This window comes from Mariniblastus fucicola, assembly GCF_008087665.1.
Lineage (GTDB): Bacteria > Planctomycetota > Planctomycetia > Pirellulales > Pirellulaceae > Mariniblastus > Mariniblastus fucicola.
The window spans coordinates 2140999-2164299 of record NZ_CP042912.1 but is presented as its reverse complement, the minus strand read 5'-3'; the positions used below and the strand labels follow the sequence as shown (position 1 = coordinate 2164299).

Annotated in this window: 10 protein-coding genes; 4 read left to right on the top strand and 6 right to left on the bottom strand. The window is 54.5% G+C overall.

Annotated features, from left to right (window positions below):
• Nucleotides 1-44 precede the first annotated feature (44 nt).
• The 3 genes from MFFC18_RS07905 to MFFC18_RS07895 all read right to left on the bottom strand — a co-directional run bounded on the left by MFFC18_RS07905 (nt 45) and on the right by MFFC18_RS07895 (nt 16585).
• Entirely contained in the window at nt 45-12959 is a 12915-nt protein-coding gene (locus MFFC18_RS07905; RefSeq protein ID WP_075085477.1) for a DUF4347 domain-containing protein, read from the bottom strand.
• A 408-nt stretch (nt 12960-13367) separates the two neighbouring features.
• A complete protein-coding gene (locus tag MFFC18_RS07900; protein WP_075085476.1) occupies nt 13368-15200 on the bottom strand; it encodes a M1 family metallopeptidase in 1833 nt (610 codons plus the stop codon).
• 65 nt (nt 15201-15265) lie between these two features.
• Nucleotides 15266-16585, bottom strand: a complete 1320-nt coding sequence (locus MFFC18_RS07895) for a dihydroorotase (RefSeq protein WP_075085475.1) — start codon at nt 16583-16585, stop codon at nt 15266-15268.
• A 134-nt stretch (nt 16586-16719) separates the two neighbouring features.
• Here MFFC18_RS07895 and MFFC18_RS07890 point away from each other — a divergent pair, with 134 nt between their 5' ends.
• The 3 genes from MFFC18_RS07890 to MFFC18_RS07880 are packed head-to-tail and all read left to right on the top strand — an operon-like array spanning nt 16720 to nt 20915.
• The gene (locus MFFC18_RS07890; RefSeq protein ID WP_075085474.1) at nt 16720-19176 is read left to right on the top strand and encodes an ATP-binding protein; all 2457 of its coding nucleotides are present in this window, start codon (nt 16720-16722) and stop codon (nt 19174-19176) included.
• Nucleotides 19176-20510: a glycerate kinase type-2 family protein gene (locus MFFC18_RS07885; protein ID WP_075085473.1), complete on the top strand. Its 1335-nt coding sequence runs from the start codon at nt 19176-19178 to the stop codon at nt 20508-20510. Before MFFC18_RS07890 ends, MFFC18_RS07885 begins: the two co-directional genes overlap by 1 nt.
• 3 nt (nt 20511-20513) lie before the next feature.
• A complete protein-coding gene (locus MFFC18_RS07880) occupies nt 20514-20915 on the top strand; it encodes a thiol-disulfide oxidoreductase DCC family protein (RefSeq protein WP_075085472.1) in 402 nt (133 codons plus the stop codon).
• Between the two features lie 36 nt (nt 20916-20951).
• Here MFFC18_RS07880 and MFFC18_RS07875 read toward each other — a convergent pair whose 3' ends face one another.
• From MFFC18_RS07875 to rph, 3 genes are read right to left on the bottom strand one after another with little or no spacing between them, the layout of a single operon-like run.
• On the bottom strand, nt 20952-21440 hold the full coding sequence (locus tag MFFC18_RS07875; protein WP_075085471.1) for a SixA phosphatase family protein: 489 nt from the start codon (nt 21438-21440) through the stop codon (nt 20952-20954).
• A 3-nt stretch (nt 21441-21443) separates the two neighbouring features.
• On the bottom strand, nt 21444-21923 hold the full coding sequence (locus tag MFFC18_RS07870; protein ID WP_075085470.1) for an FxsA family protein: 480 nt from the start codon (nt 21921-21923) through the stop codon (nt 21444-21446).
• A 1-nt stretch (nt 21924) separates the two neighbouring features.
• On the bottom strand, nt 21925-22641 hold the full coding sequence (rph, locus tag MFFC18_RS07865) for a ribonuclease PH (protein WP_075085469.1): 717 nt from the start codon (nt 22639-22641) through the stop codon (nt 21925-21927).
• Between the two features lie 205 nt (nt 22642-22846).
• Here rph and MFFC18_RS07860 point away from each other — a divergent pair, with 205 nt between their 5' ends.
• On the top strand, nt 22847-23263 hold the full coding sequence (locus tag MFFC18_RS07860; protein ID WP_075085468.1) for a response regulator: 417 nt from the start codon (nt 22847-22849) through the stop codon (nt 23261-23263).
• The last annotated feature ends 38 nt before the right edge of the window (nt 23264-23301 follow it).

Here is a 23301-nt window from a genome sequence, read left to right as displayed (position 1 = left end):
GTTTTTGTCCGGTATTAATCTCTGTTTTGTAGGGACATGGATTGTTATCCTTCATGGTCAACAATCTGTTCGATTGATTCGTGGTCTTGCGAATCAATGATTGGGAGGAAGTCAAATGATGTCATCCACCACGGCTGACCGTAGGTCGCTCCGAGGCTGATTCCAAGCAACGCGGCTCGAGTAAACAACCCGACAGCGATGCTCGTAAACCCGAGTGCACCGACGGCGATTACGGCTTCGATTTCGCCGATCTCGGTATCGACATAGTTGTGACTTGCCGAGTCCATTTCTTGCCAGAACATCGCGGCGAAAGCAAACTGTTCGGTGAACTCCTGCAACCCGGATCGCCCTGAAGCAACCACCCGGTTGATAAACTCAGTCGTCAATAGTCCGGTGTCGACGAACCCGCCGTATTCGTAGCTTGAGTACTCTGACCCATCTGATCCAAATCCGTAATCGACCTCGAACTCACTTTCTGCAATGTCGCTGTCGAGCGTGTCAGCTCCTGAAGTGTTGACCACTCCGCCGCTTTGCTGGACAGCCGTAAGGACGTTAAGATTCGGTGCATTTGACGAATCGATTGGACCCAGTACTTCGCCAGAATCCGATGCTTCTGATTCGCCACTGGAGTTTGTCGCGGAAGAATCTGATGTTGATTCACCCTCACCAGTTGACTCTCCGGAATCGTCAGAATTGTCAGCCGTTATTGGCGGCGGCAGAGCATTCGAGTTTTTCAGGAACGTCACATCCGCGGTTGAGAATTCTCCGCCGCTTTCGACCTGATAGGTAAATTCGACGCTAACGGCCTCGAGGGCATCCGAGTTCGGCGTGAAATCGAACGTTCCGTCAGGGTTAATCTCAACGAATCCAGAATCTGGCTGGCTCAAAACCTGAACAGTGGCTCCGGATGGAATCGGGACTTCGCCGTTGTCATTGTCAAACACGGACACACCGTCCAGTCCGTCGCCCGTATCAATAATCAGATCGTCTTGAAGGAAAATCGCCTCCGAAACGTTCTGAACGTTAACCACCAGCGTCTGTGACGTCGACGCTCCATGCACATCGATTGCCGTGACTTCGATGAGATAGCGATTGTCGCCATCGATAGAGTTTGGATTTTCGAAATCCTGAGCGTCAATAAACCTGAAGCTGGTTCCGTCCGGCGAGAGCTCGAACAGATGGTTGTCATTATTAGTCCCCCTTAACGAAATCGAGACAGCGTCGCCGTCCGGGTCGACGACAGGGACGACGTGTGCTTGAATGCTGTTTTCAAGGTTCGAGAACTGAGCCGCTTGAATGACGGGAGGTTTGTTGACTTGCAAGACATCGATATCAATCGAGTTTGAAGCCGAGCTTTCGTTCAATCCGCCGTTGTCTTTTCCGCCGTCGTCGATGACGGTGAATCGAATCTGTCCGACCGAATCGCTACTCACACTGGACGATTCATAGATCAGTCGATCGATGTCGGCGGCGTCGACGATAGCGTTGCTCGCAAGCGTCGCGCCGTCCAGCGTCATGCGTCCAGCACCGGTCCAGCCAACAAATCTGACGGCCTTCAGATCGTTCGCCGACGGAGCATCTGACGAATCTGTCATGGCAAAGTCAGCCACGCTGAAAGTGTATTGACTCTCTTCATTCATCGTGACGGAAATGTTCTGGCCAGCAGGTCGATCATTGACGGACTGAACATCGAATTGAAGCATCCGAGTTATGGTGTCTTCGTTCGAGTTGCCGCTTCCGGTCGCTCCGTCATCGATCACGCGAAATTCAACCGTCGCCAAACCGGCACCATTTTGATCGGCACCGGGCGTGTAAGTTAGCCTCGGAAGATCAGCTACATCGATCGTCGAATTGGCCGCAACGCTGGCTCCATCGAGTGTTAGCTCACCACTGCCAGAGAATGAAACGATCCGTACGGAGTCAAAAGAGTTGGCGCCGCCATCCGCAGGATCTGAGAACCCGAAATCGGATTCTGCAAAGGTCCAGCTGTCGTCTTCCAGCATCGTAAGCGTCGTCGACGTTCCGACCGGAGCGTCGTTTGTGTTGGCAACATTGATTGTCAAAGTTCTGACAAACGCATCGACGTTAAATTCGCCAGGTCCCGTTCCGCCGTCGTCAATGACGAGGAAATCGATGGTCGAAACTGCATTCCCAGTCACGTCGACGCCAGGAAAATACTGAAGCCGTGGCAGATCGGCAGCCAAAATCGTCGTTCCGTCGGCAACGTCAACGCCATCCATCGTGAGACTGCCGCTTCCGTCGAATGACACGATGCGGACGCCACGGAAACTATTGGGAACTTCATCGTTTGGATCTGAGAATCCGAACGTTGATGCCGTGAATGAAACGAGTTCTTCTTCCTGAATCGAGAGCGTTTGTGACAGCCCGACCGGAGAGTCGTTGAGCGAAGTGACGTCGAAGGTTAACGTTCGATTGGTTGTATCCTGGTTGGCTCCGGTTCCGCTATCGACGACGCGGAAATCGATCGACGACAATCCATTCCCGGACTCATTTGCACCCGGTTGATACTGCAAAAGCGAAAGCTCTGCGTTGCTGATGTATTGCGACGGTGTGAGATCGACGCCATCCAGCTGCAAGGTTCCGCTGCCAGCAAACGACATGATCCGCACGCCGACAAAGGCGTCGTTGCCTTGATCGTCATCGTCCGCAAACCCAAAGCTTGACTCTTCAAAGTTAACGACTTCATCTTCGCCAATGGTGACCGTTCGCGATTGCCCGGTGGGTGCATCACTGACGGGGTTGACGTTGTAGGTCAAAGTCCGCGTGACGTTGTCGCTGTTGTTTCCGATGCCGTCATCGATAACACGGAAGTCGATCGTGGAAAGGGAATTTCCGTTTTCGTTCGCGCCCGGCTGGTACCGCAGTCGATCAAGGTCAGCAGCAACAATGACGGTTCCCGGACTGACATCGGTCCCATCAAGCGTGAGCGATCCACTGCCCGAGAACATCATGATTCGAACACTGTGAAAGCTATCGCCCTCGACGCTATCCGCGAAACCGAAGCTTGCTGGAGTGAACGTTACCACTTCGTCTTCGTCGATCTCAACGGTCGCTGACTGTCCGGTCGGACGATCTCCCACAGGTGAAACGTCGATACTCAGCGTTCTCAGCGTCGCGTCTTCGTTGTTGACGACACCGCTGTCGATGACCCGGAAGTCAATTGTGGCCAACTGTGTGCCGCTTGCGTTTGCTGGTGGACGATACTCAAGTCGCGAAAGATCTGCTGCGGAAATGACAGAGTTGTTGCTGACGTTTGAACCGTCCAATGTCAACGCCCCTGCCCCTGAGAAGTCAACGATGCGAACTGCCTGGAAGCTGTCGGTATCGTTGTCAATTGAGTCAGAAAATCCGAACGTCGTCTGATCAAAGTTCAGCACACCGTCTTCCGCCATGGTCGCGGTCCGTGAAACTCCAGTCGGAGCGTCACTGACCGGGGTCACGTCATAGGTAAGAGTCCGCTCGATCGTGTCTTCGTTGTTCTGTGCGTTGCTGTCGATGACTCGGAAAGCGATCGTCGACAATCCCGTCCCGTATTCGTCAGCTCCGGGCTGGTATTGCAATCGAGCGACATCGGCAGCGGCGATGATTGATCCAGCCGCGACATTTGTTCCGTCGATTGTCAGTCGGCCGCTTCCAGTGAAGGACGTGATGCGTACGCCGGCGAACGAGTCAGCGTTTTGATCGTTGGCGTCGGAGAAACCAAAACTGCCTGAAGTGAAGCCTACCAATTCGTCTTCGTCGATACTGACCGTCTGCGACACGCCCGTTGGAGCGTCACTGACCGACGCAACATCGAATACCAGAGTCCGATCAACGGTGTCTTCGTTGTTGTCTGAACCGCTGTCGATGACTCGGAAATCAACGGTTGCCAACGCGTTTCCGTGCTCATTTGCGCCGGGTTGATACTGCAGTCTCACGACATCGGCGGCATCAATAACATTGCCGGCCACAACGCTGGCTCCATCGATCGTCAGTGCCCCGCTGCCACTGAAGGACACGATTCGAACGCCGGCAAAGGTGTGTGCATCGTTGTCGGCTGTATCCGCAAACCCGAACGTGCTTTCTGCAAAGCGGAACGTTTCGTCTTCGTTGATGTTGATTGTTTGGCTTTGCCCCGTCGGAGCATCATTGACCGCAACGACGTCGTAGGTCAAAGTCCGAACACTGAGGTCTTCGTTGTTGCTTCCGGCGCTATCCACAACGCGGAAATCGATGGTCGAAATTCCGATTCCGGAGTCGCCGCTGGTTGGTTGAAAGCGAAGTCGCGTGACATCCGCGGCATCGATCAGTTGCCCATTGACGACGGCAACCGAATCCAAAGTCAACGTTCCGCTACCGCTGAATCCGACGATGCGAACTCCGGCAAAGGCATCTGCGTCGTTGTCCGCCGCGTCAGAGAACCCGAAACTGGACGCGTCAAACGAGACGATCTCTTCTTCGTCAATCGTGACCGTCGCGGAGGCTCCCGTCGGAGCATCGCTAACTGGCTGGACATCGATCGTTAGCACGCGAGTCGTGTCTTCGTTGTTTGAACCACCGCTGTCGATGACTCGAAATTCAATCGTGGCCAACCCGTCGCCTGATTGATTCAGCGGAGGCGTGTAGACCAGCGTTGCCAGATCGGAGTCGCTGATCACGTCTCCCGCTGCAACGCTTCCTGAAGAAGTCTCCAACGTTCCACTTCCGGTAAACGAGACGATTCGGACGCCGGCGAAACTGTCAGCATCGTTGTCCGTAGCGTCAGAAAACCCGAATGTTGTTTCAGTAAAATTAAGAACGCTGTCTTCGTTGATAGAAACGGTGGAATCTGTACCTGTTGGAGCATCAGGCAGTGCCGTCACATCGTAGGTGATCGTTCTGGTTGTGGTGTCTTCGTTGTTTGTGGCGGCCGAATCGACAACGGCAAAATCAATCGATGCAATTCCCGTCCCGTAAGTATTGGAAAGTGGCTGAAATTGGAGGTCGGGCAGTTGCGCCGCTGTGATCAATTGCCCCGGCGATACCGAAACGGAGTTGAGCGTCATGGTGCCGCCGCTGAATGCGACGATCCGCACGCCGGCGAAGGAGTCGAGGTCGTTGTCGATCGAGTCTGCGAATCCAAAACTGCTTGAGTCAAACGTGACGACTTCGTCTTCAACAATCGAAACCGTCTGGGTTTGTCCTGTCGGAGCGTCGCTAACGTTTGCGACGTCGATCGTCATTGTGGCCGAATTGCTGTCGCTTGTTCCGTCAGAAACTGCGAATTCGAAAGTCGCTGCTCCAAAGAAATCGACCGTCGGGACGAACGTCAGTGTTCCGAGAGAAGCAACAGGAATTCGCTGGTTAAGTGTGACGGAACTGCCACCAAGCAGCAAAGTTCCCTCCGACGATTGCGGTAAGGCAGTAACAATGATTTCGGTTATTGCGTCCGCTTCCGGGTCCGAGTAGTCAAAGTCAGCCAGCTGAAATGCGAACGTCACTTCTTCGTCGGTGCTGACGTTCGAATCCGAAGCAACCGGTGCAAGGTTGATCATCACCGGAGTTGCCGCAGCACCAAACTCGGCCGTGTTGTTTGCAGCATCAAAAGCGAGGGCGACAACGGGTGTCGACGATACGATGTCGGCCGGATAGTCCGAAGCCGGAATCGAAACCGTGTAGGTGCCGCCTCCCTGATCGGTCATCGCCGAAATCGGAATCGTTTTGAAGTAGCGATAAGGTTCACTTTCTGGGTCCGTATCGCCCGGAAGTGTCGTGTAAATTTCGACACGATCCGTATTCGGGTTCGCAATGTTGAGGGTCAGGTTCAGGTTCCCCAGAACGAACTCGGCCGACGTGACGTTCGCCTGATCCAATCCGTTGTTGGAGATATTGCTGTTCGCGACACCATCATTCAGATTCTCGCCTCCCGCGATGTCGAGAACCGACGAAAAATAGTCCGCAGCTTCATCTGGCGTAATGACTCCGTCGTCAGTAATTCTCGCTGCGATTTCGGTGAACTCAAGTGCGAGAGTTCCAGTCGCTTCGCTCGAGTCAATTTCGCCGTCGCCATCCGCATCCCAGGTCGCTGCCTGGATTCCGCCAAAGGCGTCGATCATCAAGTCGACAGCACGTTGTCCATTGGCTTCAAAGCTGTTCTGCGAAATCAGAACTCTTTGCGCAGGCACGATGACTTGCGCGTCTGTGTCGAAATGCCCGGTAACCGAAACGCCATCGTTTAGATTTCCGTAGATCGAGTTGTAGCGGACAACGGAATCGTTGCTGGTCAGCCGAATGCCGCTGCCTTCCGAACCTCCCCCGACTCCGTTGTCGAATAATGAATTGTGCTCGACCGTCCAACTGCCGCTCGTTGCGGTTGTTGAGTAGTCGTCGATCCCCATTCCATAATTGCCATAGATGGCATTTCGCAGGATGATCAACCCCGTCGCGTTGGTCGCATCAATTCCGTCGGAGGCCGGAACAAACTCCGCGTTGTTCGCGATCTCGTTGTCAACAATTGTCCAATCGCTTGCCGAATCTTCGCTACCAAAACGAACTCCGCCTGCAGTGTTGCCGACAATAATGTTGTTGGAGATCAGTCCATCGTGTGCGCCTGAGATAAACGCACCACGGAAATTTTCTGCGCGGACAGGCACCGATGACATGTCATTGGGAGCCGTTCCCAGGACATTGTTCTGAATTCTGACGTCGGTTAGCGACACCGGTCCACCGGTGTGATCGCCGTAGACAACAATCGATCCTTCTGTGGTCGCGCTGCCGAATCCGTGAATCGAAAGGTTGTTGATCTCGATGTTGCTGATGGTGTCAAACGTCGAATTGGCAATTACGGCGATTCCGAAGCGGATCCCGGAAGCTCCCAACAGCTCCAACTCGGGAGCGTCGGTCTGCAGGAATGTCGTTCCCTCCGTCCCGACGGTTCCCGAGTAACTGTTCTGAACGCTGAAGGCATTCAAATCGTACTCAACAAGCATTCCGCCCTGAACTTGCCAGGCTTGCCCGTCGACGGTTGTGTCCGAACTTGTGATCACCGGCAGTTCGTCGACGACGTCGATCTGCCACCAGCTTTCCTCAGTTCCCGCATCGCCATCAAGATCAGTCGACTGGTTCGCCGCCACGACAGGCACGAACCGCATCTCATTGGCACCGTCGACTGCATTTGCGTTGGTAAGGAATTGTCGCAGCGATCCCTGTACGGTTCGATCGGCAGGATTTCCAGCATCGAACTGGTCTTCAACGTTCGTGACGACATTGAAGCTAAAACCAAAGTCGACATTGCTCGATTCAATGTCCGCAGATGAAATCTCCTGTCGGTTTACATGCTCAGCTCCAACCAGCAACGTTGCGTTATCGGAAACTCCAGCCCGCCGACCGCCAAACATTGCTCCAGCGCTTTGAACGGCCGAACTGAGCCCGCCCAGGATTGAGCCATCGCCGCCGTAAGTTTGCTCTGCCCATGCTCCGTCAACTAGCGCAGCATCCGAGATAACGTCTGCTCCAATGGTCGTTGAATCGACAACAACGAAGTAGGTCCCTGGCGACAGAGACGTGAACTCATAATATCCGTTGCCGTCAGTGGTAGTTGTATCGACCAGCGTCCGAATTCCAGCAATATCGACGTACAAACGCAGACTCACGTTGGAAAACCCGCTGTCTCCAGCGACGATATCGCCATCCGCGTTTTCGTCGTTGTAGACGTGTCCGGATATAATTTTGTTGGACGGAGGAACTGTGCGAACCGCAAGCGATTGAGAGTAGTTTTCAGAAACGCCGTTGTCATCAGCAGTGAACTGGAGTTCGTATTCGGCTTCCGTTACTCCACCAGGCAGCAACAGTTCGACCGTACTCAAATCCATACTGTTGAGGTTAAAATTTGGCCCGAAGACCTCAACTTCCGTCCCGGATGAATCGCTGGTCGCGAACAGTCTTGAGCCAGCCGGCAACCCGGAAACCACAATATTGGTGACAACTTCTGTGCTGCCAGCCAGTGAATCGGCGACGATATTCAAAGGAATACGTTCGCCCTCAACGCCCACCGCGGCCAGCAACAAGCTATTGGTTTCGACGTCGGTCTCAGATCCGCCGTTGTCCGTCGTCCAACTCCCAACGATGCCTCCCTGGTTTGGCAGCAGGGCAAGGTCAGGCGCCGACTGGATCCCGACAGCGTCACCACTGAGCTGCTCCACGTCTGCCATCGCATGGAAGTCTGAATCGTATCGACGAGCCGCGATTTTGCTTCCGGATCCCTCGATCTCGTCATCGGCAAACGCAACGAGGAAACCGCCGTCATCCGTACGAACCACGCTGGGTGAAAAGTTCACAGTGTCGTTCTGCACAATCGTCACGTCATTGCCGAGCGCCGGCGTGCCGTCCGAATTGAGCATCGTACCGACAACGCGGTTCTCACCGAATGCATGGCCCGGAGTTGCTTCGCCCCAAACGGCAACGATCTGATTGTTGTCCAGCACTTCCAACGATACAGGCGTATTTGAATCTCCACCGCTGCTTAGCGTTGTGGTGTCACCGATTAAGACGCCGTTGACGTCGAAGACGCGAACTTCGATTGTGGTTCCGAAAAATGAATCGGCTGTCCATGCGGCAACAAATCCACCCTGATTCATCGGAGCCACGGTGGCGTCCAGGTAGTTGACGCCGGCAGTTGAGCCCGAGAGACGCGTGTTGTTCGAGAAATCACCGTGGTTTACGGTCGCATAGACTTCAGCTTTGCCAGACACATCGTCCGTGTACGTAATGACAAACCCATCGTTTTGAAGTGCCGTAACATCGCTGGCAAGCTGGTCGCCGGTCCCACCGGCAATGATAACGCTGGATGACGAAATCAGCCCGGTTTCCAGGTCGACGCGTGTGCCGAGCGAGTTGTATCGGGCGGCCCACACGTCCTGATTGCTTCCGTTGGATTGCGTCGCGACAACGACAAATCCTCCGTCTGACAAACCGGTGATTGATGGCGTTGATTTGGAATCCGTGCCGCTGTCGGAAAACGCAATCTCGCCGCCGATTTTGGAATGATCGGCATTGAATCGTTGAATCAGAATGACTTCGCCGGTTCCGGTAACGGATTGCCAGGCGACCGCATATCCACCACCGGAGAGCGACGCAACGCTCTGTTCGCTCTGATCACCAGCGGTCGAAGCATTCACAACGACATCGTTGTCCAGATCCGTTTCAAACGTGGTACCACCGCCGCTGAGTACGTCATCGGCTTCAGAATAGACGAAAATCGTGATTTGTTGGGTCCCGAGGACTTCGCTCTCGCTGGCCGCCCGGTAGTCGAACAGGTCGCCATTGACAACGGTATCAATTTCCGGTCGGTAGACCAGATACTCAAGCTCTTCGGCTGCAATCGCGTCTCCGACAGACACTGGTTGGCCTCGAAGTAACAGTTCGCCATTGGCGGGATTAGGCAATGCCACAATCACGATCGAGGAGAGGTTCGCGGCAGTTGCTTCAGAAACGAAATCGGATGGTTTGAAACGCCAAACTTCACTTTCCGTCAAAGAAATCGTTTCCGGTTCGGGAACCAGTCCGACATTGGCGTCCGGCGACCCCAGCAAACTCAGCGCGTCGATCGCAGCGTTTGGATCGGACGGATCACCACCAACGTCGCTCGAATCGAGAAACATCGTCGCGGTCGCAGCAGCCGAAGTTGCTCCGGTCGTCGAGCTGACGTCTAACGTGAAAATGTCCTGAGCTTCAACAGAAAGTTCGTCGTTGCTTCCTACCGTCTCGGCAGCATCAACGGAAACCAGAAGTGAGCCTGATTTGAGAACTTCGCCGCCAGCGGTGGTGGTTGCTTCGATGTAATCCAGCCCGGAAATCTGGTTGTCGATTCCGACGTCGACGCCTTCGATCAGCACCGACACGGTTCCCGTCGAGGTCGAGCCGACTTCATCGATTTCCAGCAACAGGATATCGTTGGGGTTCTCGGAGTCCGAGAATAGAAAACTTCCGGCGGAAACCAGATGGTCACCAATCACAGAATCGCGTTCGACCAACGCGAAAGCACTCAGCTCGTAATCTGCGGGCGATGTTACATACATTTGCTCAATGCTGGCAACAATTTCATATTCGCCCGTCGAATAGTCGGCCGAGGTTGGGCGAAAGCGAATGATATCGCCTTGCTGGACTTCGATCGGCGAAGCAGTGCTTGATGGCAACGTCGTAACCACGCCTCCGGTCGGGATCGAGCCAATCGATTTGGCCGAGAACAAAATATCGCCAGGGTTTAGCTGAGTCGTCGCGCCGGTTCCGATCACGATGACTTCGTCGACGTAGTGAATGGCGTCGATTTCCACTCCGGGAGGCGCAAACTGCTGCGACCAGAATCCTGACGTATCGTCGCCAAAAGTGACTTCCGGACCGCCAAATTGAAGCGAACCGGCCCCATCGCCGGGGATACTGGTCGTGCCCGAACTATCGCCAACGGTCGAAACCCAAAGCCGGTCTTCCGCACTCAGGTTCAACGACATGGTGGCCGGAGCGTCGGACCAGGAAGTACCATCGCTGACGCTGAACTGGAAATTGGCAACATCATATCCGCGAACGTTGGCCTCTCCGTTGTATCGCAGTGAATAGATATTGTTCTGCTCAATTTCGATCCCGTCGCTGGTAGCGTCGATGTTGGCTTGCGTGATCGGATTTCCGTAAAGGGTCAGCTGCCCGGTCGCGGGAAGCGTTTCGATGCGGATCATCTGAATTGGGTCGTTTTCGGCGTCGCTGTAGCCAAAGTCCGCGGGCTCAAACGTGGCGCCGAAATTCTCGAGGCCGCCTTTCGAAGAGTTGATCGCGACGGGAGGATCGCTAGGAGGCTCAGAGGCGAACGCGATTTCACCAGCAGCGGTCTCAAATCCGACAGCCATGCGACTTCGATCGCGATACGTTGTCACGGAAGTGAACTTGGCCTGAGTATCAAAATCATCGATGACGTTTTGCAACGATGCTTCGTCTGACTGAACGAAAGATCCATCGCTGAAGTAGGTCGTCTCTGAGATGAACACGCCGTTGTCGGCTTCGACTGAACCGGACGGAAATGATGACGCGTCTGTGATCGGGTTGCCTGAACCGTCTTCGACGTCTCCGTTGTCAAGGTTGCTTTGCCATGAGCCGTTCCCTTGCCAGGTCACATAATATGCCGTTTCGGTCAACGCTCCTGGCGTCAGACTGTTTTCGACTGCGATCGAGGGATGAAATTCAACGCCAACATCTGAAGCGGCATGACTGAAGACTCCGTCAACGTCGACGGGTCCGCCGGCCGTGGCGATGGTTGTCGTAGGAGAGAGGTTGGTCCACGAATTGGAATCGAACTCGAGCAAGATTGAATACACGTCACGGTATTCGCTTCCGGAATCTCCCGAATCGGCAGTGAACGCAATCCCGACGATTCCCTGATTGTTGATGTCGATCGCGAAATCGCTCATCGATGAAAGTTCAGATTCATCGAAGGTGAACTTACTGGATTTTGATCCATTCTCGACGACCCACGCCACGACTTTATCGTCAGACGGATCATCATAGGCTGCTGCAACCTGACCGGCGTCGTTCATCGAGATGACCAGATCGCCTGTGCCTTCGCTTTCGCTGTCAACTTTCTCAGGACCATCCATCAGCCCGCCGGAGGCATTGTAGGTCGCGACATAAGCCTCGGTGTCTTCGTCGTCTTCCTGCTGCCAACCAACGGCAAACTCGCCCTGCTGGTTCATCGATACAGTGACGTTGAGCCCGTTGGAGTCCGAGTCGTCGACACGGAACTGGTCTCGGATAACATTGCCTTGGGCGTCAAACAACTTTGCATAAATTCGGCTGCTTCCGGAAGTCCCAGTCCACTGCCAGGCGACGACGAAGTTTCCGTTGGCGGCCGATCCGACCACGGCATGTTGATGGTCGCCTCCAGCCGGCCCGGTACTGTTGTTGATTTGAAAGGATTCAAAGTCAGAGTTGTCGAACAGCTTCAGCGGGACGTTCGTGCCGTTGGCATAGCGGGAAACGAAGACGTTCCAGTTTCCGCTGTCGTCGTTGGAAAAGGCGACCGTTTGGTCTCCATTCCAGTCTGCTGCAACTGATTTGTGAGATGTGCCCGATTCATCGCCAAGCGTTGTTTGCAGCGAGTGGTTCCAGGAATCAATCAATGATGCGGAAAAGACGATGTCGCTTTCGACCAACCCGGCGGTGTACTCGAGATCCCAGTCACCACCGAGTTCTTCATGGCCAGTCAGGTCGTCGCTGGCCGCAACGGAAGCACCGGTGAGCAGACTGATCGAGTCGACGAGCGATACACTTTCTGAGTCTGCTGCGAGGTTGCAACCGTAGATCAGGATGTCGGCGTCGCTGTCGAGGCTGTCGTTCCACAACGCTAGGTTGCTGGCGTGATCGGAAAGTGTGCTGGCGTTGAGCGAGATGTTGCCGAGCTGAATTTCGCCGGCGTCGCCGTGAGAGACGATGTGAATGGCGGAGTAGCTGTCGCTGCGTTGTGCGGCATCTGAAAGGATTCTTCCAACCTCTGCGATGCCGTCAACGCTGGAATCAATCAGGTGGATTTGAATTCGATCGGAACCGTAGTTCTCGAGTACGTCGTTGTAGAGCGATTGGAATCCTTCGACAGCGCTGTCGATCACGACCAGTTCCAACTGCTGTGGCTCTGACGTCAGTTCGACGGCGTCAAGCAGCGGAAGATCTGCATCGAAGCGATAGGCTGATTCGTCGGCTTCGTGTTGTAGCTGCTCAACGGACTCGGTCAGAAAATCGAGTTGCTGTTCGACGTGTTCCAACTGAGCGTCAACGTTCGGAACTTCGACGAACAGTTCGACCGGAACAGGAGCCGCACTGTAGAGCACTCGGTCTTCGAGCGATTGGAGCTGAACCTCTTGCGCACTGTCTTCGCTCACCGACGGCGCATTGGCGCCGAACCAGTCGGTGAGGTGCTGTGACACTTTTGAGAACAATTCCATTTTGGTGGGAGAAGCTTTCGCTGCGGAATCTGAGTGGGCGTGCGCTACTGGAGCGGTCGGTCCCGGTGGCGCGCACTTAAGGCGCATGGAACCGTCGAAAGATACCCCTGGGTTAGCCTCACCGTGGGTTTGATATTAAGAAAACGTTTTCGGGCTGGCGAGAAACGTTGGGTTATGCCAGATAGTTGGGCTGAAGAGGGTTAAACGAAGGGGTAAAAGGAATCACCCTTAATACGCCAATTATTGCGCCAAATTAACATTCGGGGCGGCAAACGGCCAATTCTTCGCAGACTTCCCGCGTCGGCATTTCGGGCGCAGAGGTTGCTCAGAGGTCGCATTGCGCTCCGGAACTCGCCCTGCGCCAAGTCTTCAAGTCTTCAGCATGCGCAAACTACTGAGGCACGCAAACTACTGAGGCACGCCCACGATTCCATCAATCGTTTGACTGGAAACGGCGTGATATCCGGACCGTGCTTTCGCGTAAATCCGCTTGGCAATCTCCTTGCCACGCTCTGTTTCGACCAGTTTCGTGTACAGCGGTTGCAGAAATTTGCGTCTGCCCTGCCCTGTCAAAAACGCCTCCAGCTTTTCCATTCCAGGCTGATACTCGGACGCAATGACGTGCATCAACCAGTCATGCGTAATCTCGGAATTACCGGATTTGGTGAACTCGAACTGGGCGTCCAAAGCTTTCATTTGATCCGTCGAAAGTTTCGGAAGCTCACGCAGAAAATGGTTCCAGTGATGAGTCGTCCAATCCGCCGTGCCAAACTCTTTTGCAATATCAGCCGCAGATTTGCCGTCCACAAATGCTTCGCAAGCCGTCCCAACTTTGGCCAACTCTTCAGTCGTAACAACCGGGCAATCGGCAGGCAGCCCGCCGGCGTAGATCCATGCTTTGTAGTTCAGTTTGTCCGCGCCTTCGAGGTTGGCTTCGACGTAGTCGATGAACGACTCGGTCGTCATGCTCTTGAAAGCAAACTTGTCGAAGTAACCTTTAAGAAACGCGTCCCAATTTTCACGCCCGACGGTTTCTTCGCATTTTCGCAGGAAGAAATAACCTTTGTCGTAGGCGATCGCTGTCATGCCATCGTCAGGGTTGCGTCCCGTGAGGTCGAGCTTGAGCCATTGGTCGCGAGCCTTGAGTTCGGCGATTTCTTCCTTGAGTCCGTCGAGCGAAAGCCGCGCCAACATCTCGGAATACTTCCGACCGTAAATGGATTCCATGATCCGTTGTTCGAAGTAAACCGTGAATCCTTCATTCAACCAAAAGTCATCCCACGTTGCATTGGTGACCAGGTTTCCGGACCACGAATGAGCCAACTCGTGCGCGATCAGAGCAACCAGTGAACGGTCTCCTGCGAGAATCGTCGGCGTTGCGAAAGTCAGTCGCGGATTCTCCATGCCGCCAAACGGAAAACTCGACGGCAGAAAGATGACGTCGTAGCGATCCCAGCGGTAGGGACCGTAAAGCTCTTCCGCCGCAGCGATCATCTTTTCGGTATCGTGAAGCTCATACACCGCTCGCTTCAGAACGGATGGCTCGGAATACACGCCGCTGCGAGGACCCAGCGACTGAAATTTGAGATCGCCAACCGCGAGGGCCAGCAGGTAGGACGGGATCGGCTGCTTCATCTCAAATTCGTAAACGCCCGTATCGTTTTTCTCCTGCGGATTCGAGGCACTCATCACGGCCATCAATTCAGACGGCACGGTAATCTTCGCCGAATACGTCATTCGCACCGCTGGGGTATCCTGACAGGGAACCCAAGTTCGCGCAAGAATCGCCTGGGACTGCGTGAACAGAAACGGGTACTTTTTGTCGGTCGTCTGTTCTGGCGAGAGCCATTGAACTGCTTCGGCGCCAGGACTGCTCGAATATTCAATCGTGACTTCGTCGCCAGATTCGGGAAGCGTGATCGTCAACGCCTGCCCCAACGTCGACATGTGTTCACCAAGTTCCCACTTGAGTTCGTTGTCACCAGAAGTGACTTTCGTGATCGACAGCCCGTTGGTATCCAACCGCAACTCGTTCGCATCGCTTTTTCGATCGAGGTCCAGTTTCGCCGAACCAGTCAGCTTCTTTTCTTCAAAGTCAACCTTCAGGTCCAGATGCAAATGTTTGATGGCAACCTGATCCGGTCGGGCGCAGGAATGCGGGAGCTTTTGTGCAGACAGATCCGCAACCAAAAAACTGCAGAGCAGAAGAACGAAGACTGAAACGAACGACATTGATTTCATAGCAGGTTCCTGAAACGAGTGACGTTTCTCATTGTAGCAACTCGGACGCTCCGCGAAATGCCGCGTCAACTTGCGGGGTGATCGTACTGAATCTCGTGGCCCGTTGGCGAATTGGAAAATGTTTCCACGCCATTTTCCAATCGATAGACCTCCTGCCCCATCACGAAAGTCCGCACCGCCCAGCCTTTGAGCGTTTCGCCGTCCCAGGGACTCCAACCGCATTTCGTCTGTTGCTGACCGTTGGAAATGGTGCGATCAAGCCCCATGTCCACCAACGTCAAATCGGCGTCACGGCCAACTTCGATACGGCCTTTGTTCTTGATATCCCAGACTTTCGCCGGAGCTTCGCACATCCATGAAACAACCTGCTGCAACGAACACCGACCGCGGTTCACTTCGTTCAGCATCAGCGCAAGATAGTTCTCAACCGCTGGCAAACCGGAAGGACATTTCGGATACGGTAATTGCTTTTCCGCCATCGTGTGAGGCGCATGATCCGTCGCGACCACGCCGATCGTCCCATCGAGCAGCCCTTGCCAAAGTCGCTCGTTGTCCGCCGCGGTTTTGATCGAAGGGTTCATCTTGATGAGCGAACCCAGCCGAGCGTAGTCGTCGATATTGAAGAACAGATGGTGCGGACATGCTTCCGCCGTGATCAAATCGCCAGCTTCAGCGATCAAGTCAACTTCTGCTCCCGTAGAGACATGCAGCACATGGAACCGGTGGTTGTGTCGATGAGCCAAATCGATCGCGCGGCGCGTCGCGATCAAAGCCGCTTCGTGATCGCGGACTTTCGAGTGATCCGCAACGTCGGTTGAGCTGGCATATTTCGCAGCGTTAGCCCGAACGGTTGTTTCGTCTTCGCAATGAGCACAAATCGGCAGGCTCGTTTCAGCAAAAATCTTTTCTAGCGCCGCCTGTTCATCGACCAACAAATTGCCAGTGCTCGAACCGATGAAAATCTTGATGCCGGGCGTTCGCGTCGCTTTGTTGAGCTCGTCGACATTGTCTGGCGTGGCACCGATGTAGAATCCGTAGTTGACGATGCACTTCTCGGACGCAAGGTCGAGCTTTTGTTCGAGCGCTTCAACCGTGATCGTGTTCGGAACGGTGTTCGGCATTTCGAGAAAGCTGGTCACGCCGCCTTTGGCACAAGCCCGCGTCGCGTGCGCGAGATCTTCTTTTTCGGTCAGACCGGGCTCCCGAAAGTGCACTTGGTCATCGATTACGCCTGGAATCAAATGCTTTCCGCTGGCGTCGATGGTCGTTTCGGCGTCTCCGAGATCTTTGCCAATCGCTTTGATCAGTTGGCCTTCGATCAAAACGTCTGCTTCAATCGTACCGTCCGGCGTGACGACATTTGCGCCTTGAATAAGTGTCTTCATTTTACCTCAACCTGTTTGCGTTGCGGCGATGGTCGCACAGAGACCGGGCGGTTTCCAGTCGTCTTGGAAAATTGAAGCGAAGTTGCGATACTTGAGGCACCCATCCCACCCTTCCCTCAGGACCTTTTGTCACCATGCAGGACTACGAAAAACTTGGCGTCTTTTATCTGGGCCGCGAATACGATATCGAAAACCGAAAGGGCCGGGACGACCTGTTGCTGTACGATTCGCGGGATCTTTGCACCCACGCGGTCGTCGTTGGAATGACCGGCAGTGGAAAGACGGGCTTGTGCGTTGGCATGCTGGAAGAGGCCGCGATGGATCGAATTCCGTCGATCGTGATCGACCCAAAAGGCGACATTTCCAATTTGCTGCTTACGTTTCCCAATCTGACGCCTGAAGAGTTTCGCCCGTGGATTGACGAAGGACAGGCCAGCCGCAAAGGCGTCACGCCGGAAGTTTTCGCGACTCAGGAAGCTGACAAGTGGAAGGAGGGCCTTGAGTCGTGGGGGCAAGACGCGGAGCGGATTCAGCGAATGCGCGACAATGTCGAAATGCGAGTCTACACGCCGGGCAGCACTTACGGTCGACCGCTGACGATTCTGAAGTCGTTCAACGCGCCGAACAAACAGGTTCTCGCAGATCCGGATCTGCTGGGCGATCGAATCAGCAGCGCGGCATCGGGACTGCTTTCGCTGTTGGGCATCGATGCGGATCCGATCCAGTCGCGGGAACACATTTTAATCTCAAATATTCTCAGCCATGCGTGGCGCGACGGACGCGACCTGGACCTGGGACGCTTGATCGGAGAGATTCAGTCGCCTCCGTTTGAACGCGTCGGCATTCTGGATATCGACACGTTCTATCCTGCCAAAGACCGCGGAACGTTGGCGATGCAGATCAACAATCTGCTTGCCAGCCCGACGTTCGCCAGCTGGATGGAAGGCGAGCCGATCGACATCAAGAAGATGTTGCACACAGAAGAAGGCAAGCCCTGCGTTTCGATCGTCTCAATTTCGCACCTCAACGATCAGGAGCGAATGTTCTTTGTGACCATTTTGCTCAACGAGATCCTTGCCTGGACGCGGACCCAACCGGGCACGTCCAGCCTTCGCGCGATCCTGTACATGGATGAAGTCTTCGGCTATTTCCCGCCGACGAAGAATCCTCCGTCCAAGCAACCGATGCTGACGTTGTTGAAACAGGCTCGTGCCTTCGGGCTTGGTTGCGTTCTGGCAACTCAAAACCCGGTCGACCTGGACTACAAGGGACTTTCCAACGCCGGCACCTGGTTCCTCGGTCGGTTGCAAACCGAACGCGACAAGGCTCGGGTTCTGGAAGGTTTGGAAGGCGCTTCCACGCAAGCCGGTTCAACGTTTGACAAAGGAAAGATGGAAGAGCTATTGGCGGGTTTGGGCAGTCGCGTTTTCCTGATGAACAACGTGCACGACGACCAGCCAACGGTTTTTGAAACGCGTTGGGTCATGTCGTACTTGCGCGGTCCGTTGACGCGAAACCAGATTCAAACTCTGGTTGAATCCGACCCGAACTACGATCCCAAACAGGCCGCTGCGGAAGCGATGGCGGGACGTGTTGCTCGTCCTTCCGCCGAACCGGTCGCCAAAATGGAACCGCAGATCGATCAGACGCAGTTGGTTCCTGCGGATATCCATCAGCTGTTTGTGGAACCGAACCGTCGGATCAACAAGGGCGAAAAACTGATCTACCGTCCGGCTTTGATGGCCCGCGGGCAGTTGCACTACGTTCGCACGACGTGGAAAACGGACAAATGGGAAGAGAAAACGTTTCTGGCTCAGATCACCGGCAACCAAACTCCTGATGAGGTTTGGGAGGAAGCCGAAGAGGTGCTGGAGAATCTTGACTTCTACCATGAGCCGGATGATGAAGCTGAGTTTGCCAAGCTCCCGACGGACATGCAGAAGGCCAAGAACTACAAACGCTGGGAGAAGGAATTCAAGGAGTTCATGTACAAGGATTTGCCAATCACTTTGCAGAAGTGTGCTTCCTTGAAAATGTTCAGCGAAGCAGGCGAATCTCCTGGCGATTTCCGCGTCCGACTGGAGCAACAGGCTTCCGAGCGCCGCGACGAGGAAACGGAGAAACTTCGCAAACGTTACGGCAGCAAATTTTCGACGTTGCGTGATCGAATTCGTCGAGCCGAAGCGAAAGTTGAAAAGGAAGAAGAAGATTACAAGTCCAGCCGAATGAACAGCGTGCTGTCCGTCGGCACGACGTTGATGGGCGCGTTACTGGGCCGCAAAACGCTCAGCGTCACCAACGCACGTCGGGCTCAAAGTTCGATGCGAACGTTCGGCAGGTCTTCCAAGGAAAAGAATGACATCAGTCGCGCTCAGGAGAATCTGGAAGAGTTGCACATCAAGTTTGAGGATCTCGAAAACGAGTTCAACGAGGCGATTGAAAAACTGGAAGAAAAGCTCTCGGTCGACAATCTTGAATTCGAGGAACTGACCTTGTCGCCACGCAAAAGCGACCTTTCGATCGAACAGTTCGCTGTCGTTTGGCTCCCTTGGGAAGTCGACGACGACGGCATCGCAGAACCGGTTTATTAGTGATCCGCAATGACGCGATAGAAATCTGGAATGCCGGCGTTGCGGCGGTTCATGGCCGTACGCTGGTGGAAGATTCGCTTCGAGTCCGTGACGGGCGACTTCTGATTTGTGACCAATCGATCGACCTCGGCGATTTCGATCGTGTCCTGATTGTCGGCGGCGGCAAATTCAGCCACTTTATGGCGGAAGGAATCGAAAACGTTTTGGGGCCGGAACTCGCGAGAGCGAAGCAGCTTTCTGGCTTGATCACGGTTCCCGATGGCTCGAACTCCCAAGTCACACTCAAATTCGTTGAATCCGCAGAATGCCGGCCTGCGGGAGTGAACCTGCCAACGCAACGTGTGCTCCACGCGACGCAACGGATGCTGAGTTTGCTTCGCGGCGCCGACGAGCGAACTTTGGTGATCGCGTTGATTTCAGGAGGCGGATCGGCGCTGCTGGAAAGCTCTTCGCTTCCCTTGAAAGATATCGTTTCGGCGACGAGTTGGCTGAGCACTCGGGGCGCGGACATCGTTCAGCTCAACACGGTGCGGATCGCATTGAGCGAAGTTAAAGGCGGCGGCCTGGCACGAGTGATGCCGACTGGAACGCTCATCGGCCTGATTGTTTCAGACGTTCCCAACGACGATTTGCGATTCGTGTCCTCCGGGCCGACGGTTGATTTTGGAGACGACGTTGCCGCGCAAGCACGTGACATTCTCAAACATTTCGGTGCGCCGAACGATGCAAATTTTCCGGATTCCGTTGTGCAGTTTATCAACTCGCCCCGACCAGTTTCAGCAGTGCGAGCGACGACACTGAACCTGTTGATCGGCGATGCCAACGTAGCCAGAAACGCGGCGATCGAGAAAGCAAAATCTTTGGGCTACGCAATCGAACCGGACTCGCTTGCGGACGCCTCGGATTGCGAGCAGATTGCAGAAGTGGTGGCGGACGTTCTTGATGTCGCTCCCGCGACGAAAAGCTGTCTCATCAGTCTCGGCGAACCGACGGTTGAACCAGGCGACGGGGCAGGGCAGGGCGGTCGAAACCAACACGCGGTCCTGTCTGCGATTGCCAGGATTTTAACTCGCACGCAGCCCGGAAAATACTGCTTCATGTCGGCCGGAACCGACGGCGAAGACGGCAACACTTCCGTTGCCGGCGCCCTGGTTACTGACGAAGATTTGCGTAGACTTTCAGCGCAAAAGGCGGCCATTGTTGAGTCTCTGCAACGTTTCGACTCGTACACGTTGCTTGAATCCAACGGGCTGGTTTTCGAATCGGGACCTACGGCCACAAACGTGGCGGATCTTCGCATTCTGTTGCGCTGGCCTCGCGAAAACGGTTGTTAGCAAATGAACGATTCTCAACCATTCGAAGTTTTCTACGACGAGCATTGCCCGCTATGCCGGAAGGAGATCAATTTCATCCGCAAGCGAGACAAGCGGAGCCGTCTAAAGTTGACCGACATCTCGTCGCCAGAGTTTGACCCCAGCGACACGGGCGAGTCGCTGGATACGCTGATGATGGAAATCCACGGACGGTTCGCGGATGGAACATTGGTCACGGGCGTAGAAGTTTTTCGCGAGATCTACCAGCGGATCGGCTTTGGAGCTTTCGTCGTCCCAACTCGCTGGGTGGGCGTGCGTTGGATCATGGATCGATTGTACAACCTGTTTGCAGGCATCCGATACCGTTCGGCGGTCAAGCGGATGCAAAGGCTTGGTTGCCCGATCAAACCGCAGGTGAAAGCCTGATTCGCGATTGCGGTGACAACCACGGTGTGGCGTCTTTCAAATTTCTTTCGGTCGCCACAAATCGATCAGCCGAGCCTCATCGCACTCGGCCCAACGCTCTGCTTCGAATTCAAAACAGGCAATCGCGGCTGTTGGCATCGAGTGATGAGCTTGCGTGAAATGCATGACCAATTCCTCAGCGCCCGGATTGTGGCCCAGAAACATCACCGTCGAATAATCGTCAGATAGCTCGACCAGTTTCTCAAGCCATTCGCTCGCAGGAGCATGATAAAAACTGCCATCGATGTCGATGACTGGTTCCGAGCCGAACTTTTCGAAAACAGGCTGCATCAACTCCAAAGTCTCGCAAGTCCGCTTCGCATCCGACGACACCACGAGATCCGGAACCACGTCGTTGCCGCAGAGCAACTGGGCCATCGCCGGAGCATCTTTGCGGCCTCGTTTGTTCAGCGGTCGTTCGTGATCCGATGCCACACCGGAATCCCATGACGATTTCGCGTGCCGCATCATCAACAACGTCTTCATGTTCTACTCCTCAATCCGATCCGGTTCCTGCACCACTGGTTTTTCGCGGACAACTTCACCATCAACGGTATTCGCGTCCCGCGGTACACCTTGTGAAAAGTCCGGCTTGACCACGTGAACCTTGAAGTTCTTTTTGAACCAGCCAGTGATGACACGTTTGTAAAATCGGCGACAAAACGGAGTCAAAAGTGTGAATCCAAAAACGTCGGTTAGCAGTCCTGGCGTCAACAACAGGCCGGCAGCAAAGAAAATCATCGCGCCGTCGGTCAGCAGATCAGCCGGAGACTCCTGCCGCGAAAACTGTGACATGATCTTGCGCCGAACTTCGGCACCCTGCAGCTTCACCAGCCACGCGCCGATTGCAGCGGTAAGAATCACCAGCCCAATCGTCGATGGAATTCCAACGTGGCCGGAAATCCAGACCAGCAGAAACAGGTCGATTACCGGAACGATGACGAACAGTAAAAACAGGCGAGCAAACATTCTAGAAAGGCCACTTCTTTCCGATTGCATTTTGCTGCAATACCGTCAGTTCCTTACAGCCTTTTTTGGCAAGTGTGATTAGCGAGCCAAGTTCTTTTTCAGTGAACGTCGATTCTTCGCCCGTGCCCTGGACTTCCACGAAGTTACCTTTGCCAGTCATCACCACGTTCATGTCGACTGCCGCAGCGAAGTCCATTGGATAGTCCAAATCCGAAGTCGGTTTTCCGTCAACGATACCGACACTGATTGCCGCCACGGAGTCGCGTAGTGGAAACTTCGTCGGATCGGGAAGCTCTTTCTTGAACGAGTTAATTGCGTCAATCAACGCAATCATGCCTCCGGTGATGCTGGCTGTTCGCGTTCCCCCGTCGGCTTGCAACACATCGCAGTCGACCGTGATCTGCCGCGGCCCGAGAGCTTCCAGATCAGCCACCGCGCGCATCGAACGACCAATCAGTCGCTGGATCTCCGTCGTGCGCCCGTCGACCTTGTTTCGGTCACGCCGTTTCCGTGGCTCGGTGCTGCCGGGCAACATGTTGTACTCGGCCGTGATCCAGCCCTTTCCGCTTTCAGCCATCCACGGCGGAACTTTCTCGCTCACACTGGCGGTACATAGCACGACCGTGTCACCACACTGATACAGAACGCTACCGGGCGTCGTTTTGGTGAAGTTCCGCTTGATTTTGACCGGACGGATTTCGTTTCGTTTTCTTTTCATATCCGGATCATACCAGTAAGCCAGTACCGGAAAAACAGGCCGGGAAGATGCCGACCTGAATGCTGCAGGCGTGTCGATCGCTACAAACGGAACACGTAAGGGTTTACGCGACCGATTTAAAGTTATGTTCTGGACATTTGGTTTTCTCGAGTCCTAGGCTTCGACTCAACACTTCCTGCTTCTTTCGAGTATCTACGAGTTTCCGATGAGCAAAATTTTGGCCGTTGATGACTGCAGTTCCACCCGTGCCTATCTGAAAAAGCTGGGCTGGAAATGGAACATCGAATTTGTCGCCGTCGAAAATGGCGAGGACGCATTGGCTGAGCTGGAGAAACCCGACGCGCCGCAGATCCTGTTGGTCGACTGGGTGATGCCGGGCATGCAAGGCGACGAACTTATTCGCCACATCCGCAGCCAGGAAACGGACACGCTGCGCTACATCATCATGATGACCGCGAAGAACAAGACAGAAGACATCGAAGGAGCGTTTGCGGCCGGAGCAGATGACTACATGATCAAGCCGCTCGATCCGAACGAGATCCGGGCAAGGCTTGGCGAAGGCGAACGGGTTCTCTTTCGGGACCAGTCGATCAACGAAGCCTTCGGCCAAATCGGCAATTGAAGACCGCTCCGAAGCCAGCGAGTCCACGACGGATCGTT